The sequence below is a fragment of the Micromonospora sp. S-DT3-3-22 genome, from assembly GCF_015354745.1.
GTDB classification, from domain to species: domain Bacteria; phylum Actinomycetota; class Actinomycetes; order Mycobacteriales; family Micromonosporaceae; genus Micromonospora; species Micromonospora wenchangensis.
The window spans coordinates 34,148-50,287 of sequence record NZ_JACGMO010000029.1; the positions used below are offsets into that span (position 1 = coordinate 34,148).

11 protein-coding genes are annotated in these 16,140 nt (G+C 69.0%); 10 read left to right on the forward strand and 1 reads right to left on the reverse strand.

The window, feature by feature from the left end; genetic code table 11:
• Window positions 1-111: 111 nt before the first annotated feature.
• From H1A17_RS11410 to H1A17_RS11430, 5 genes are all read left to right on the forward strand, one after another.
• Window positions 112-1,311, forward strand: a complete 1,200-nt coding sequence (locus H1A17_RS11410; RefSeq protein ID WP_194821823.1) for a hypothetical protein — start codon at window positions 112-114, stop codon at window positions 1,309-1,311.
• Entirely contained in the window at window positions 1,308-4,643 is a 3,336-nt protein-coding gene (locus H1A17_RS11415) for a hypothetical protein (protein ID WP_194821824.1), read from the forward strand. Before H1A17_RS11410 ends, H1A17_RS11415 begins: the two co-directional genes overlap by 4 nt.
• Window positions 4,640-7,333 (forward strand): RNaseH domain-containing protein, encoded by a 2,694-nt coding sequence (locus tag H1A17_RS11420; RefSeq protein WP_194821825.1) that lies wholly within the window; start codon window positions 4,640-4,642, stop codon window positions 7,331-7,333. Before H1A17_RS11415 ends, H1A17_RS11420 begins: the two co-directional genes overlap by 4 nt.
• A gap of 269 nt (window positions 7,334-7,602) precedes the next feature.
• Window positions 7,603-8,367 carry a DUF5131 family protein gene (locus H1A17_RS11425; RefSeq protein WP_194821826.1) on the forward strand — a complete coding sequence of 255 codons (765 nt, stop codon included), beginning with the start codon at window positions 7,603-7,605 and terminating at the stop codon, window positions 8,365-8,367.
• Window positions 8,368-8,469: 102 nt separating this feature from the next.
• Window positions 8,470-9,564, forward strand: coding sequence for a three-Cys-motif partner protein TcmP (locus tag H1A17_RS11430; RefSeq protein ID WP_194821827.1), 1,095 nt, complete (start codon window positions 8,470-8,472; stop codon window positions 9,562-9,564).
• Between the two features lie 1,195 nt (window positions 9,565-10,759).
• Here the strand turns inward: H1A17_RS11430 and H1A17_RS11435 are convergent.
• Entirely contained in the window at window positions 10,760-11,296 is a 537-nt protein-coding gene (locus H1A17_RS11435; RefSeq protein WP_194821828.1) for a hypothetical protein, read from the reverse strand.
• A 150-nt stretch (window positions 11,297-11,446) separates the two neighbouring features.
• Between H1A17_RS11435 and H1A17_RS11440 the strand changes: the two genes are divergently transcribed.
• The 5 genes from H1A17_RS11440 (at window position 11,447) to H1A17_RS11460 (ending at window position 16,129) form a co-directional block, all read left to right on the forward strand.
• Complete coding sequence (locus tag H1A17_RS11440) at window positions 11,447-11,770, forward strand: helix-turn-helix domain-containing protein (RefSeq protein ID WP_228543336.1); 324 nt, start codon at window positions 11,447-11,449, stop codon at window positions 11,768-11,770.
• A 175-nt stretch (window positions 11,771-11,945) separates the two neighbouring features.
• Window positions 11,946-13,406 carry a site-specific integrase gene (locus tag H1A17_RS11445; protein ID WP_194821829.1) on the forward strand — a complete coding sequence of 487 codons (1,461 nt, stop codon included), beginning with the start codon at window positions 11,946-11,948 and terminating at the stop codon, window positions 13,404-13,406.
• Window positions 13,407-13,459: 53 nt separating this feature from the next.
• Complete coding sequence (locus tag H1A17_RS11450) at window positions 13,460-14,155, forward strand: pentapeptide repeat-containing protein (RefSeq protein WP_194821830.1); 696 nt, start codon at window positions 13,460-13,462, stop codon at window positions 14,153-14,155.
• Window positions 14,156-14,312: 157 nt separating this feature from the next.
• Window positions 14,313-15,014 (forward strand): hypothetical protein, encoded by a 702-nt coding sequence (locus H1A17_RS11455; RefSeq protein WP_194821831.1) that lies wholly within the window; start codon window positions 14,313-14,315, stop codon window positions 15,012-15,014.
• Between the two features lie 38 nt (window positions 15,015-15,052).
• Window positions 15,053-16,129, forward strand: coding sequence for an XRE family transcriptional regulator (locus H1A17_RS11460; protein WP_309236756.1), 1,077 nt, complete (start codon window positions 15,053-15,055; stop codon window positions 16,127-16,129).
• Window positions 16,130-16,140: the final 11 nt, after the last annotated feature.

Here is a 16,140-nt window from a genome sequence, read left to right on the forward strand (position 1 = left end):
GGGAAGCTGCGGGCGTGTGGGCCCAGAGATTGTCAGGGGCGGGGTGTCTACTGGAGCCGCCCCTTGCACGGGGAGTGTCGGGTCGGACTTTAGCTGTGAGGAACGGCTTCAATGGACGTTCATGCTCAAGTGCCAATCGATGGCGAGCATTCCGGGCGGGATCGGAGCCCGGATGACGACTACCTCACGGTGATGATGTTGTCCGCTGGACTGGCCGGCATCGTTCAGCGGAGGCAACAGGCGGCGGGCGGGTCAGCGAAGGAGGCGGGGTTGTTGCCGGCCCCGTGGCGGGTGGGATTCTCGCGTCTGTGGTGGCGGTTCGCCGACCAAGATCTGCAGCCGCTCGATAGTGACCTCGCCCTGTTGGAGCTCTGTGCGCAGCCGCTGGCGACGTGGCCTGTGCAGCTTGACCTGTCGATCACTGACCTGCAGAACAGTCTGTTGGCCGACGGTGACCTGTCCGAGTTCGCGGAGCAGGGTTCTCGGCTCGCGCGGCACGACGTGGAGGCCGAGTGGACTGAGAACCAGGTACACCTGGCGCTGCGGGAAGCCGCAGCCGCGAACGGCTCCTCGGACGAGGAGATCGGGGAGGCGTACGCGGTGCTTCGGCGCTACCTCATCGACCACGCGGTCGTCGCCGACCGTGAGGTTCGCGGCCTTGAGCGGCGTTTCCCGGCGACGGACAACAGCGGACAGACGCACGTCTACCGGCTGATCAGCCTCGCCTACCACTCGAGGCCCGCCCGGGTGCCGCAGGCGTACATCCTGTGCCCTTCGTGCCGCAACGTGCTGGCCGATCTTTCGGCGTGCTGCGCGACTGCGGGTTGTCCCGGGGGTTCACCGGAGACGTGGACGGCCGTGCCGATGGCAGTGGTCTACGAGCAGCACCGGGCGACGCGCAAGTACATCCATGACCCGGGCCTAGTAGAGGCGCGGATCATCGACGCGCTGTCGGTCGACGCGCTGGCGCCGGTTGTCAGGGTTACGCCGTACCCGGGAGTCGATGCGCTGGACGTGTTGATCGAGTTCTTGTGCCCAGGGGTCGGCGGGGTGCCGGAGGTTGTCGAGACCTGGGGGGTGGACGCGAAGGACCAGGTCAGCGCGCGGCTGTTGGGCCGGGGCTTCACCTGGCCGCAGGCACCGGTGTGCGACCGGCGGTACCTGGCGCTTCCCGCTCACCGGGCGGTGCAGCCGGGTTACATCAGTGACTTGGAGGCCGAACTCGACGGGCGGGTCGCGGGCGTGCACGTGATCGACGAGAACCAGCTGGTGGCTCGGGTCAAGGATCGGGTGAAGGAGTTGGCCGCGTGAGAGAGACCTCGTCGTGGCGGGACAGCTTGATGAAGCAGATGCGCCGGGAGCAGTTCCCGGAGGCGGTGATGACTCGGGACGCGTTCTGCCGGGTCGAGCTGGGGCTGCACTTCCTGACGAAGCACTTCCCGGGCGAGCCGGTGGGGGCGCTGCAGCCGCTGCTGTCCGGGTACGTCGACCTGCCGCCCGATCTCGTGGCGGCGTGCCGGCGGGTGCGGCACCGCATGGGTGACGTGGCCCGGCGCGGCTACTGGCGCAGGCTGCTCAACCACTACCTGCGGGTGCCGCAGGAATGGCGGCGCTTCGCCCGCACGGACGCCGCGGACGGGCAGGTCAACGACAACACCGTGTTTACCCTCGCGGGCTCGGCGTTGTGTCAGGACCGCGTGGCGACGTACGACGCGGCGCTGGCCGACCCGTTGCAGTACAGGCTGACCCCGCCCCGCCCGCCTGCGCGAGCCGGGCGGCGGTACGAGTTCCGCGTCGGCGACAACGTCGAGGTGGTGCACCTGCCGTCGATGCTGCCGCCGGCCCCGCCCGTCGCGCGGCTTCCCCTCGTGCCCCGCCGCTCCCGGGAACCCTGGACGGTGTCGTTCGAGAAGGAGCTGCTGGAGACGGCGAGGGAGATCGACCGCAGGCTCGTTGGCAAGCCCCACATCACGAACCGGAACTGGCACAAGCGCCTGACGGAAAACATGCGCTTCAGCTCCGTCGACCGCAACGGCCCCGGCCTGGTCGACAGACCCGAGACCTTCGTCCTCGACGGCGTGTCCCACATCGTCGGGCTCATGAACTCGGGCAAGACCACCCTCACCGACGTGTTGGCGGTCAACCGGGTGCTGAAGCACGGCAACCGGGTCGGGATGGTCCTGGGCTCGGTCGGTGACGTCTACGCCAAGGTGTCGTTCCTCCGGTCGATCGGCATCGACGCCGTGCCCCTCATCGGGCGTAGCAACCGCGCCGAGCACGCCGCACGGTACTGGCGCTCCGCGATCGAGGAATCTCCCGTCCTCGTGCCCGACGACGACAACCCTGCCGACCCGGCTGCCGCCTACGCGAACGCCTCCTGCCTGCTGGAGCCCTTCCGGCGCTCGGCCAACCCCGACTGGAAGCCGCTGGAGCCGAACGAGTTTCCGTGCCATGGCAAGCTCCGCGACGCCGAGGCAGACGAGCCGTCCGCCTACGACTGCCCGCTGCTGCCGATCTGCCCGGCGCAGAAGGCCCACCGCGAGATCGCCAACGCGCAGGTCTGGGTCACCACCGCGCAGTGCCTCATCGCCAGCCGCGCGGAACCGGCTGACGCGTCCATGCGCTGGTTCGAGGCCTTCCAGCCACACACCGACCTGCTCGTCATCGACGAGGCGGACGCGGTCCAGCAGGTGCTGGACTCCCGGTTCGTGCAGACCGAGCCCTTGGTGGCTGCGGGCAAGGGCTGGACGCACCGGATGGTCCAGTACACCAACGCCGCCCTGGACAACCAGAGCATGGCGCCGGCGGCCGATGACGAGGTCGACCGCTGGCACACGCAGCTGCAGATCCACCAGAACGCGGTCTTCGTCCTGAACCGGCTGGCCCTGTCGCCGCCCGGGCAGCGGCTGAAGGAGTTGCTCGGCGACGCGCCGTTCACGGCGCACTCGCTGTTGCGCCGCGTCGCCCGGACCCTGTTCGGGCTGCCCTTGCGCGGCGAGGGTGACAAGCGCGTCGAGGACCTCGCCGACGACTTCTACCGCCAGGAGCTGCAGGAGTTCGCGGAGAGCCCGCTGAGCGAGCAGCCGCACAGCCTCGACGAGGTCGTCGCCCAGGTGACCCGCCAGCCGCGGACGGACGCCACGGTGGCGCTGGCCATCGACAACTGGCTCGACCGGTGGCTGGAGCCAAACATCAAGGCAGGGCATGTGCGCCGCGAATGGTTCGACCAGCGTCGGAGCTTGCTGCGCCTGGTCGTCGAGGCAGCGATCTGCGCCGGCCGCATCACCACGACGTTCTTCACAATGACGACGATGTACCCATCGGTGCGCGAGCACCTGCAGCTGCCCGACGAGGAAACCTTCTGGGCCGACCAGCCGCCACGCGACTACCGGCCGATCGTCCCAGAGGCGCCGATGGGCAACATCCTCGCCCTGCGGTGGGCCGACAGCCGCAACGGAGGAGCGTCGCTGCAGCTGCTGTGGGTCCACGGAGTCGGCCGGTGGCTGCTGCACCACGCGCACGACCTCCTCGCCTGCGAGGGCGTGCAGGGCCCCCACGTGGTGCTGACCTCCGCCACCAGCTGGGCGCCCGGCTCGTCGTTCTACCACATCCCCATCGAACCCACCGCCGTGCTGCGCCCACCCCCCGAGGACGAGACCGCCCTGCGCCAATCCCACATGGCCGTCAAGGCTCAGCGGAACGGTGCCGACCCGATCTTCGTGTCCGGCAAGACCGGCAGCCGCCGCCATGACGCCCTGCGGCTGCTGGTCACCGCGCTGTGCCAGCCCGTCGACGGCCGCCCGCGCAGCCTCGTCGACGAGCTGCGGGCGAAGCTGCCCGAGGACCGGCGCAAGATCCTCTTCGTGGTCCTCTCCGGCGACGAGGCGCGCACCGTCGGCGACCACATCAACGCCCGAGTGCCCCAGCTCAGCGCGCGGATCGTCGTACCCGACGCCGCGGATCCTGGGGCCGGCGGCATCCAACGCCGTCTCGTCGGGCGCTTCGGCACGGGCGAGGAGGACATCCTCGTCGCCGCCGAGATGTCGATCCAGCGCGGCTACAACATCCTCAATGCCAATGACACCGCCGCCCTCGGCGCCGTCATCTACCTGACCCGCTCCCACCCGCCGCCCTTCGACCTGGCCTTCCCCTTGTCACTGGTCAGCCAGCTGGCTATGGGCCACCTTCAACGGCCGCCGGCCGCAGAGCCTGGCGAAGTCGGCAGTCTCGTGAAGCAGCTCCGCTCCACCGCTCGCAAGGTCTGGTTCGATGCCATCGGCCGCCCCATCCAGTTCCGCGCTCTCGATCCCCAGGACCGGCGGGTCTTCGTCGCCAACAACCTCGTCCCCATGAGCCAGACCATCGGACGCAGCATCCGGGGCAACCAGCCGACCACCGTGCTGCTGTGCGACGCGGCCTTCGCCGAACGACTCGCCGACCCCGAGGAGAAAACCGCGGACACGGCGCGTACCAGCATCGTCGTGGCCACCGACCAGTACCTTGGACAACTGCTGGCCACGCCCGCTGACGGCGCGAGCCAGCACCGCCTGCGAGAGCATGCCGTCAACACCGCCGTGTGGGGCCTGATGGGCCACCTGGTCCGCACCAACGACCCCCTGGGATCGAGGAGGACTCCCCGGTGACCGACACCGAGACCAACGAGAACACGGCCAAGCCGCCCCGCAGGACCACCGGCGACCACCTGCGGCTGCTCGCGTTCGACATCGAGCCAGGTGCCCGCTGGGACGTGGAGTGCGACGTCGCGGCGATGCCGGCCACCTGGTTCGCCGAACTCGACAAGCACTGGCGCGCGAGGCCGTTCGGCCGGCCTGGCCACTCGCTGCCCACCAGCAGCCTCAAAGAGCTCCTCTGCGGCATCGACCCGGCGATCATATACGTCAACTGGGACCTGAAGTCGGACGACTTCATCGTCGCGTTCCCTGGCATCGACACGTACGTGGTCACCGACGCGATCGCCAGCTGGGCCACTACCGAGATCACCGACCAGGTCGACTGGTACCACATGCTCAAGCCGAACGACCTCGCCTTCGACCGCCGCTGCTTCAATCTCCTCGAATACACCGTCCGCGCCAACGGCACCGCCGCGGTGGCCCCGCACGTCTACCAGATGCTGCCTTCCTTCCTCGCCAAAGAGGTCGTCGACAACAAACTCGAGCTGCTCGGCAAGGCCCGGCGCGACTTCATCCTCGGGCCGCCGAGAAGCGACGGCCGGCGCAGCGCCGTCCTCTGGGGGCCCCAGCGGACCGACGACGACCGGGCCGGCCCCGGACTCGTCACCGCCAAGATCGACTTTCATGTGGAGACGGTGCCCAACGTCCCCGTACCGCGCATCCACGCCGACGTCAGCATCAGCCGTTTCCCGCTCATGCCCGTGGCCTACGTGCCTTCGCGCGGCAAAGGCCTCACCTCGGCCACCATCTGGCTGCACGGACCCCAAGGCTTCCTCGGCCGCGATGACGAACCACACACCCTGCTGTCCGCGCCGGCACGCCAGATGCGGATCCCCGGCGGCGGCTGGCAATGGCAGTGGAGCCCCGGCCTGGCCCGCGCTCTCGCGAAGCTCACCCAGCTCTCGTTCCCCGACCCGCACAAGACCCTCGCCGACCCGGCTGCAGCCGCCGACCTGCTCGACGAACGGGCAATCCGCGCCTACGTCCTGTACAGCGAAGGCACCAAGAGCCAAGCGGCGGATGCCGACGCCGTACCCGGCATGGACGTCGACGGCAAGGAATCCAGACGAGCCAAGACGCTCGTCCACGCTGCCAACACCGGCTTGGTGCCAGGAGACCATTTCGACGTCCACGGCAGGCTGCGTGGCCTCCTCGCCCGGCGCGGGATCCGGCCGCTGCTCGACCTCGAGCGTGTCGGCTCCCGCGCCACCCGCAAGATCAAAGCCGCGTTCGACCCGAACACCACGTACACCATCGAACTGTGGACGCAAAGCGACATCACTCGCGAGGCCGTACTCGCGACCCTGGAGCACCATTTCGGCCTCGCACCCGCGTGCGACCCGGGTGACGACAGCATGATCCGTTTCGCCGGCGACCTCAACATCACCGTCCGCCTGCGCAACGGTGCCGACGTCGGCGTCGGCGTCGGCGTCCAACCCGACCCGGACAAGAAGAAGACCGACGACGCCTTGCTCCAGCTGCACACCAACCGGCTTGCAAGGGAGGTCCTCGGGGGAAGCGCTGACCGACTGGGGGCCATCGTCGAACTGCAGGACGCTGCCTTCTTCCAACGCGCCAGGCTCATCGACCCGAAGCCCGGCCTGAAGAAGGCCTTCGCCCGCACCAACCGGCGCCTGCAGTGCCTGCGGCCAGCCCAGCTGTTCACCGAGCCGAAGACCTGGCCTGAGAACGCCAAACGGAAGAAGCCCGAGCCCTACCCGGGCACCCGGTTCGGGGCCGGTACCATCCTGCGCGTGGCGTCGGCTATCACCGACTGCCTTCGCCAGCTCGGCCGTTTCGGTCCCTACCAGATGCCCGTCGGACTGCCCGACATCGAGCAGGTCGGGATCTGGCTACACCACGACGGCCCTACCTGCATCCCGATGGTCATCCGCCAACAACCCGACGGCACCGCAACCGCCTACCTCCCCGGCGCAGACGGCAGTCCCTCCCATACGGTGCCCTACGCCGACCTACCCGCCCTCCTCGCCGACGGCAAGGGACGCATCGGCCCCGGCAGGCAGCAGAAGCAGATCCTGGCAGCCTTCCTCGTCAACGTCCTGGGTGTCGGCGGCGCCGCCGACTCGGCAACCCACGACCGCATTGTCATGGTCAGAGCCGCCGGATTCCGGAACTGGGGCTGGGACTGGATGCAGGACAAGCACCTGCGCCCCGACCAGCTGATCCTGCCCGGCGTCGAGATCGAAGACGACACCGACCTCCCCGAGACCATCGGACCCGACAAGACACGGGGCCTACGCATCGTCCGCGTCCGAGACCGCTCCAGCACCATGGAAGTCCCCCGCGGCTTCGCCAACGACCTCGACAAGCACCACCCCAGGGTGAGCGGGCTGTTCCGCGCCAGCGAACGCGTCTATTACTCCGTCAACCCCAAGTCCGACCAGATGCAAACCCCGCACGGTCGCACCAAGCTCGACCCCGACGTCCATACCAATTTTTCCGTGCAGGCGTCGAACCCGGTTCCCCTGGAGATCTGCGTCGCCCACCAACAGCCCGACGACGATCCGGCAGCCCTCGCCACTCTGGTGTCCCTGCTGCGTAGAGCACATGCCCACACCGACCAGGCCACCAGGTATCCGGGCGTTCTGCACCTCTGCTCGCTAGCGGACGAGTACCTGTGAGGTGCCCAACGGATCGGTGGATTGCTTGGAGCGGTTGCCGCAACCGACCCGGCGGTTGGCATGTGGCTCTCGTGGAGGCAGCCCGGCCATGCTGACCCGCTGACCGGCTGCTGTCTGGTTGCGCGGCATCCGCCACCAACGTCTATCCGCTTGCCAAGCCGTTGTATGCGGTGTCACGACATCGTAACGACCAGTCAAGCGGTGACTTTCAGCGATCGTTTCCGTATCGTACGGACGTTCGACAGGGTAGGTGCGAGGGAGGTGATTCGGTGGCGGACCACAGTCCCATCGAGTGGACAGAGGCAACATGGAACCCCACCACCGGGTGCGATCGCATTTCCCGGGGCTGCGACAACTGCTACGCCCTCACTCTGTCGAAGCGGCTGAAGGCTATGGGGTCAGCCAAGTACCAGACCGACGGTGATCCGCGCACCTCCGGCCCGGGCTTCGGAGTCGCGGTGCACGAGGACGCCCTGGAAGTCCCCCGGCGCTGGCGCGATCCCCGGATCGTATTCGTGAACTCGATGTCGGATCTCTTCCACGCTCGCGTACCGCTGCCCTTCGTGCAGCGGGTGTTCGAGGTGATGCGCGAGACGCCGCAGCATACCTACCAGCTGCTCACGAAACGAGCAGGCAGGCTGGCGAAGGTAGCCCCGCAGCTGGACTGGGCACCGAACATCTGGATGGGCGTCAGCGTGGAGGGCGCTACAGAACTATCCCGCGTGGACGACTTGCGGCGGGTTCCGGCTGCTGTCCGCTTCATCTCCGCAGAGCCCCTGCTCGGCCCGTTAACTGACTTGAACTTGGACGGTATCGACTGGCTCATCGCTGGGGGCGAGTCCGGGCCTGTCCACCGACCAGTGGACCCGCTGTGGGTCCGGCATCTGCGGGATCGGTGCGGCGAGGCGGGGACCGCCTTCTTCTTCAAACAGTGGGGGGGCCGCACACCGAAGGCTGGCGGCCGTGAGCTAGACGGGCGCGAACACTCGGCCATGCCTAAGCGCATATTCGCTGGCACCCCACTGAAGGCGTGACCGCCGTAGTCGCTTCGCGCAGTCGGCCATCGGTCGATGGGTTCCGTCAACGGCGTTGCGATGAGACACTGACGCCTGACTGTCGGTAGCCAGGGGGTGCGGATGCCGGTCAATGGTGAGGTGCCGTGGGAATGCGCCCCACACACGGGCGCCAAGCACGACATCTACCAGCGCTATCTTGAGCGTTGGTTTCCCATCCTCCTCGCCGGCTCCAACGCCTATCCCTCGGTCACCTACGCCGAGGGCTTCGCCGGCCCAGGGATCTACAAGGGCGACGAGCCTGGGTCGCCAGTCATAGCAATGCGGGCGCTGGTCAACAAGGTGCCAAAGACCAGGGGCGTCGCCCGCTTCGCCTTTGTCGACGACGACCAACGCTGTGTCGACATGCTCCGGGCGAACCTGACGAAGGCATTCCCCGAAAGGCCGCGCACTGACGTCGCCATGCCGGTAAAGATCGTTAAGGGTACCTGCGCCTCCCATCTGGAGGTCACCCTCGACGAGATGCGTGCCTGGGGGCAACCGATCTTCGCCAACCTCGACTCCTGGGGTAACGCGCCAGTGCCATATCGCCTCCTTCGGCGCCTGGCCACGAACGTCTCCAGCGAGGTCATCGTCACCCTGTTCCCGCAGCACTTCGTACGCTTCGTCAGCGACCTGGGCGAAGCTGGCGATGAGGTGTTCGGCGGCAACCCCGCCTGGCGATCCGTGGCAGACCTGGCGCCAGGAGCGAAGAGCCGGCACATTCTCACCTGCTACCGGCAAGCACTGCACGCAGCAGGCTTTCCCTACCTGTTGGACTTCGAGCTGATCCCCAGGAAGGGGCAGCCGCTCTATTTGATCTTCGGCACCGGCCATCGTCTCGGCGTGCAGAAGATGAAGGACAGCCTCTGGGAGGTCGACCGCACCCAAGGCGTCGGCTTCCGCGACCCCCGCGACGAACAGGCCGAGACGCTGTTCGACGTCAACGAACCACAACTCGGACCGCTGACCCGACTACTCACCCAACAGCTTCGACGCAGCGGACCCGTCCGCGTCGAAGACCTGCGACACTTCGCCCTGCTGGAAACGGTGTACCGACCGGAACACGTGATCACGGCGCTGAAACCCCTGATGGACCAGGGTGCACTCAACATCGAAGGCGGCGGCACGCTACGGCGTACCTCCATGGTCTCCCTAGCCCCAGCCTCAGCCGTCTAGTGTGCCGCCCTACCCAGCGGAAGGGTCAGGCGTCGCTGGTGGTGAACCCCCTACGCGACATGGACGCGCTGTCGTCCAGCGCTGAGTGGGCAGCGACGATGGCAGGGGCCGATTCGTGCGTCGCACCGCACCCGTGTCACAGCTTCAGCCCGCCAGGACCGTCAGTGACACGACGCTCGTGTCACTGGCAGGAGGTGTTGTGACATCGATTGCGTCCTGATGGGCAGATCGCCTTTGACAGCGCGGCTCCCGCGCCAGCCTCCTGCTTCGCCGTGGCTGGCCGCTCTCGCGGAGAGAACCGGACGCGTCAGCGGTAACGACGATCATCGGACTGATCGCTGACAGAGCGGTTCTGAACTGCGAATTGACAGACGGAGCCGCAGTGCCATCCGCGATTAGGGATGTGTCGGTGGGGAGACGGTTGACTCTTCGAAACATCGCGGGTGGTCAGACGCTATCTCTGTCGGCAGCTCTGACAGCGCCCCCTGTCAGCGGCCCGTCAGTCGATGAGCGTGGATGTCGAAGCACCGAGAGTAGCCGTCGGACCGGTGGTCTCTGTCAGAGTCACCATCGCGGCGCGGTGACATCTGTCAGCGTGGGCTCCGCCATGGCGGCGGACCTCTGATAGAAGTCCACGACGGAAGACAGTGACAGCGCCACGACGACTGTCACGGGCTACGTCGACGAGTCGGAGGGCTGACAGCGCTGGCCAACCGGCGATCCCGCCGGTCCTGTTCTCTGAGCGGCCGGAGGCGGTGAGGCTTGGGTCCCTGCAGGAGATAGCCCGGTCTATCCGACCGGTCGGGCAGGCCGGAATACCGCGAGCCCAGCGGGCGGGTTGTAAGCATCAGTGGCCAGCGTCTTTTGCATGTTCTGTGAGATCGCCGTGGCCTTGTGAGCCGCTGTCAGAGGGCTGTGAGGCCGGGAAGTGTTCGCCAGAGCTGACAGAGCCCGGTTTGGGGGTGTGAGCGCATCGTGGCCGGTGATCACGGCCGGTGGCCAGCCGGTCGACGCGGATGACCTCAGCCCGCTTGGCCAGTCGCTGCAGCGGGTTTCCCTCGTCTCGCGCCGGGTTCCCATCGCTCTGTCAGGGGGCAGACAGTGGTCGGCCAGGTCACCGCCGTCCGCCGGCGTCACCTACGACACGTGGCGCTGCGCGGACGTGGTGGCCGGCGACGAAGGTTGTCGGCCGTGGCTACCGCCGTCGGGGTCCCCACCACGGCAGGACGGGCGGCAGGTCGACCAGGGGATTGCTGGGTCGTCTCGGCGCAGCGGACCCGTCGTCGCCGTCCCAGCGGCGGCCGTACTGGTCCGGTATGTCGCCCCAGCCCCGGTACGGGGTGGGCTGGGTGACCGCCAAGCCGAGTTCGTCGAGTGGGTCGATGCGGTAGTCGGCGACGGTGCACAGGTGGGCCCAGTCGTCGCCCATGTCGAACACGTAGGCGAACTGATCACTCGGTGCGAGTCGGCCCAGTGTGGTCCTGTCGCTGTCCACCGCGCCGTCCGGTGTGTCTTCCCACGTTCGGAAGGAGCAGACCGGGGTCTGGTCGGCCAGGGTGAACAGCCGTAGGTGCGCGAGGTCCCAGCGGGCGAAGGCCAGGTCGATGGCCGTGCCCAGTTGCTCGAACGTGTGCGACCTGGCGGCGGCGAGGATCCGGCCTGGCCGGGGCCAGTAGTCCTCGCCCCGCCCGGAGACGAGTTCGACCCGGATCGACAACCACGTCCTGGCCACCGTTCACCTCCGCTGCCGCAGGCCGACCACGCTACCGCCGTGCCACGGCCCCTACACCAAAGACACGCCTCGCACCGCTCGGACCCGGCGTCCTTCGTCGCCGGGTCTTTCACCATGTCACCGCGAGCTTCTTCATCAGGGAGACCGACCATGCGACCGCCACGACGAACCCGAACCGCCACACCCGCCACCGATGAGGCGTCCCGCCATGAGGAGCGGCAGGCGTGGACCGCCGAGCGGATCCGCGCGTTGGGTCCGAGCACGGACCTCGCCACGGCCGCCGCCATCCTGGGCATGTCCCGCTCGGCCGCCTACAAGCTGGCCCGCCGTGACGCGTTCCCCACGCCGCTGTACCGGGTCGGTGCCCGCTACCGGGTACCGACCGCGCCGATCCTGGCCATGCTGCACCTGCCGGATCCGACCGGTCCCGGGCCGGACGCAGGGGACGCCGACAGCGTCGGGGACCCGCCCTGACCGCCTCCGCGCTGCCCTCCTGTCTCGCCGGAGCCGAAGGGCGGACCCGCTGGCCGCAGCGTCGACCCCGGCGATGGCCGGTGTCCGTCGATGACTTGATCGTCGCGGCGTGTCACGCGTGGATGTCGATCGACAAACCGATGCCGCACCACGAACCCGAGGAGCACCACAAGCTATGCCAGACGGGAGCATCTTCAAACGCTGCGGCTGCCGCCACCCCGATACCGGTAGGCCGTTGGGCAACGAGTGCCCGAAGCTGCGTCGCCCCAACCGGTCCTGGAGTTTCGAGCACGGTCACTGGACCTACCAGTTGGAACTGCCGCCGACCAGTGACGGTCGGCGTCGGCAGTTGCGCCGGTCCGGGCTGTCGACCCGCCGTGACGCCGCCGCCGAGTTGGACCACGCCCGGGCACTGCTCGCCCTCGCGGTCCGGGACCGCGGCCGTCGTACCGAGATCGCCGACCTGTTGCAGAACTGTGTGCGGTCGGGCCGGCCGCTGCCCGAGGTGGACCGGATCCGGCAACGGCTGCGTGGTGACGGTTCGCTGGCTGACATGGTGACCGTCGGCGAGTACCTCACCGAATGGCTCACCCACCTGACCGTCGATGACAACACCGCGTGTGGCTACGAGTCGCTCGTCCGGGTGCACCTGATCCCGCACCTCGGGGAGATCCCGCTGGACAGGCTGCGAACCGGCCACATCAGGGCCATGTTCGCCGCGATCGAACGCCGCAACCAGGAGATCCGTGCGGCGAGGGCCAGCGGCGACCCTGACGTGCGCGCGTCGGTCGTCGGTGTCCGGACCACCGGCGCGTCGACCCGGCAGCGTATCCGCGCCTGCCTGCGTAAGGCGATCAACGACGCTCTCGCCGAGGAGGTGATCGTCGGTTCCAACCCGGCCGCGTTGGTCAAGGTTCCCGGCGACCGGCCGGTGCCGATCGTGTGGGAGGCCGAACGCGTGGAGCGGTGGAGGGCCACCGGGCAGGTTCCGGGTCGGGTCATGGTGTGGACCGACGAGCAGATCGTCGCGTTCCTCGACCACGCCCGGGTGCACGCACCCGACCTGTACCCGATGTGGCACCTCATGGCCTACCGGGGTCCCCGGCGTGGCGAGGCCTGTGGGCTGCTCGACGCCGAGGTCCGCCTCGACAGGCGTGAGCTGACGATCAACCACCAGATCGCCACCCACGGCTACACCGCCGTACGCAAGAAGCCCAAGAGCAGGGCGGGTAACCGTGACCTCGCCCTCGACGCCGAGACGGTCAGGGTTCTCGCCGCCTACCGGGCCCGCCGCGCCCAGTGGCGCCTCGCCGCCGGCGAGGCGTGGCCCGACACCGGCCTGTTCTTCGTCCGCCCCGACGGCCGGCCGTGGCATCCCAGCGGGGTCACCCAGCGGTTCCGCAGGCTCGTACGCCAGGCCGGGCTCCCGCCGACCCGCCTGCACGACCTGCGGCACAGCGCCGCCACCATCGCCCTGGCCGCCGGGGTGGACATCAAGGTCGTCTCCGAACAGCTCGGCCACTCCACCACCACCCTGACCCGCGACACGTACCAGAGCGTCACCAGGGAGATGCACCACGACGCCGCCGACGCTGTCGCGGAGAAGATCCGCCGGAACCGGCCCAGAACCGCCTGACCGCCCGCGTGCCACCGTCGGCGGTCTGCACCTGTTGGGCTAGCGTGCGCGGCATGGTCGCCCGTTCGTCCGCTCGTGGTGCCGCCCGGTGGCGGGCTCCGGCGGCACCGAAACTGCCGGCGTCGCCGGACCTGACCTCCGCCGGGGACCTGACCATCGGCGACGAGGCGACGTTCGAGCGGCTGGGCCTGGGCGACCTCGACCTGTCGGGGCGGTCGGCGGACGGGGCCGAGTTCACCCGGTGCCGCCTCACCCGCACCGACCTCAGCGGTACCCGGCTGGAGGCGGCGCGGTTCACCGACTGCGTGTTCGAGGGTACGAACCTGGCGAACCTGCGGACGGACAGGTCGTCGATGCTCCGGGTACGGCTGTCCACGGCGCGGATGACCGGCCTGCAGTGGGTCAACGGGGCGCTGCGGGACGTCACGATCGCGGACTGCCGACTCGACCTGTCGTCGTGGCGGTTCACCACCTTCGCGAACGTGGCGTTTGAGGGCTGCAACCTGACCCGGGCCGACTTCCAACACGCGGACCTGCGCGGCGCCCGCTTCACCGACTGCGACCTGACCGGCGCGCAGTTCTCCCAGGCGGGCATGGACGGCACCCGTTTCGCCCGCTGCGACCTCACCGGGATCGGCGGCGTGACCAGCATGACCGGCGCGGTCCTCGCCCACCAGGACCTCATCGCCCTGTCGTACGCCCTCGCCGGTGCACTGGGCGTCCGCATCGAGGACCCCGACGAGGAGTAGGCCTCTCGCACCCGAAGCCGCCTCGGAAAGGGCTGCCGGGCGCGCGTCGCTGGCGTCGTCCGGTGAGGCCCGCGTCGGCGGCACCGTGTTCGACGTCGGGCGTGTCGGCTGCTTGATTTCCGCAACATCAACTGCGGTATGGACTAGATTCTGCGGCATGGGGTTGCTGGATGACGCGGTGGCGGTACTGGACGGGCGGGGCGTGCTGGAGCCGTTGGGCGGGTTGATCCGGCAGGTGTACCGGCGCGCTGCGGACCGGCACGAGCCGGAGCTGGGTGACGACGCGATGAGTTTCGGCACCACGGTGTGGCGGAACCTGACGAATCTGGGCAAGGCGTCCTTCGACGGTGTCGACGGGGTACGGGTGCGGGTGGAGGACAACTCCCTGGAGATCCTCTGCGCCGGCTATGTGGTGCGGTTGTACTCGTTGCAGGGTGGGATCGAATCGATCCGGTGGGAGGGCAGCGAGGCCCGCCTCGGCGGGGCGGTGGAGAACAGCCGCGACGGGCAGTTGGCCTTCGACGACGCGGAGCAGTTCCCGGAGGTCTTCGCCGGGGTGGTGCCCCCGAAGCGGCACCTGCGGGTCGCGCACACCGGTGACATCGGCACGGGCGAGGCGACGGCGTACCTCGGGTTGCCCCGTGACAACCGTGAGGGCGGGTCGCCGTGGTTCGAGGTGACGCTCTGGTTCGGTGACGCCGTCACGGTGGGGACGCCGCTGCCGATGGTCGGTGACCCCGTCGGGGTCCCGGCGCAGCGCCACGACGAGCTGCCCGTGCCGGAACTGCCGCTCGGCCCGCTGCGGCCCGCTGCCGGCTCCGGTCGTACCCTCGGTGCTGTTGCCGGCCGACGGGCGTGACGGGCGGGGTTCGCCCGCCGGTGCCGGTCACCGCGGCCGTGGCGGGGTTCGAGCCGCACGCGCTGGGGTTGGCCCGTAGGTGGCGGCGGATGCGGAAGAACGAGTTGGCCCGGCAGGTCGGGGTGACGGCGGCGGCGGTCAGCCAGTACGAGTTGGGGCAGGCCCGCCCCTCGGCGGCGGTGCTGGCCCGGCTGGCGTTGGCGTTGGCGATGCCTGTGGAGTTCTTCGCCGCCGGGGTCCCGGCTCCGGCGTCGCCGGGACGGGCGCACTTCCGTAGCCTGCGGGCCACCAGTCAGGCGGAGCGGGACCAGGCGGAGGCGTTCGGTGAGGTCGCCTGGCGGGTCGTCGAGGCCGTGGGCCGGCAGTTGCGGCTGCCGCAGTTGCGGCTGCCGCAGCTCGACTGGCCGGAACCGGCCCGGGCCGAGGACGTCCGTACGGTCGCCGCGGCGGCACGTGCGGAGTTCGGCCTCGACGACGGGCCGGTGCCGCACATGGTACGGCTGCTGGAGGCGCACGGGGTGATCGTGTTGTCCCTGCCGGACGCCTCCGAACGGGTCGACGCGTTCTCACACTGGTACGGCCAGCGACCGTTCGTCTTCCTCAACCCGGCCAAGAACGACAAGGCCCGCTCCCGGATGGACGCCGCCCACGAACTCGGCCATCTGCTGCTGCACCACGACGCCGAGCCGGGCAGCCAACTCCTGGAACGGGAGGCCACCGCCTTCGCCTCCGAATTCCTCGCCCCCAGCACCACCCTCGCCGCCGAGCTTCCCGCCCGGCTGGACTTCGACCGACTGCACGAACTGAAACGCCGCTGGGGCATCAGCCTGAAAGCCCTCGTCTACCGGGGACACGACCTCGGCATCTACCGAGACCACACCTACCGGCGCGGGATGAGCCTGCTCGCCCAGTGGGGCCACCCCGAACCCGGCGACCTCGGCCCCCGCGAACAACCCTCCCTCCTCGGCAAGGCCGTCGACCTCCTCAACCAACAACACACCACCATCGAGGACCTCGCCGCGCAAGCCGGCCTCCCGGCAGCCCTCGCCCGCACCGTGATCGACGCCGCCACCGAACACGTCCCCGAACTACGACTCACCCCGACCGGCCCCTGACCTGAGCCGGG

Excerpts from the sequence above, each read along its gene's own strand:
- H1A17_RS11445 (WP_194821829.1), top strand. The coding sequence starts at position 11,946 with ATGCCAGACGGGAGCATCTTCAAACGCTGCGGCTGCCGCCACCCCGAT.
- H1A17_RS11430 (WP_194821827.1), top strand. The coding sequence starts at position 8,470 with ATGCCGGTCAATGGTGAGGTGCCGTGGGAATGCGCCCCACACACGGGC.
- H1A17_RS11455 (WP_194821831.1), top strand. The coding sequence starts at position 14,313 with ATGGGGTTGCTGGATGACGCGGTGGCGGTACTGGACGGGCGGGGCGTG.
- H1A17_RS11410 (WP_194821823.1), top strand. The coding sequence starts at position 112 with ATGGACGTTCATGCTCAAGTGCCAATCGATGGCGAGCATTCCGGGCGG.
- H1A17_RS11440 (WP_228543336.1), top strand. The coding sequence starts at position 11,447 with ATGCGACCGCCACGACGAACCCGAACCGCCACACCCGCCACCGATGAG.
- H1A17_RS11450 (WP_194821830.1), top strand. The coding sequence starts at position 13,460 with ATGGTCGCCCGTTCGTCCGCTCGTGGTGCCGCCCGGTGGCGGGCTCCG.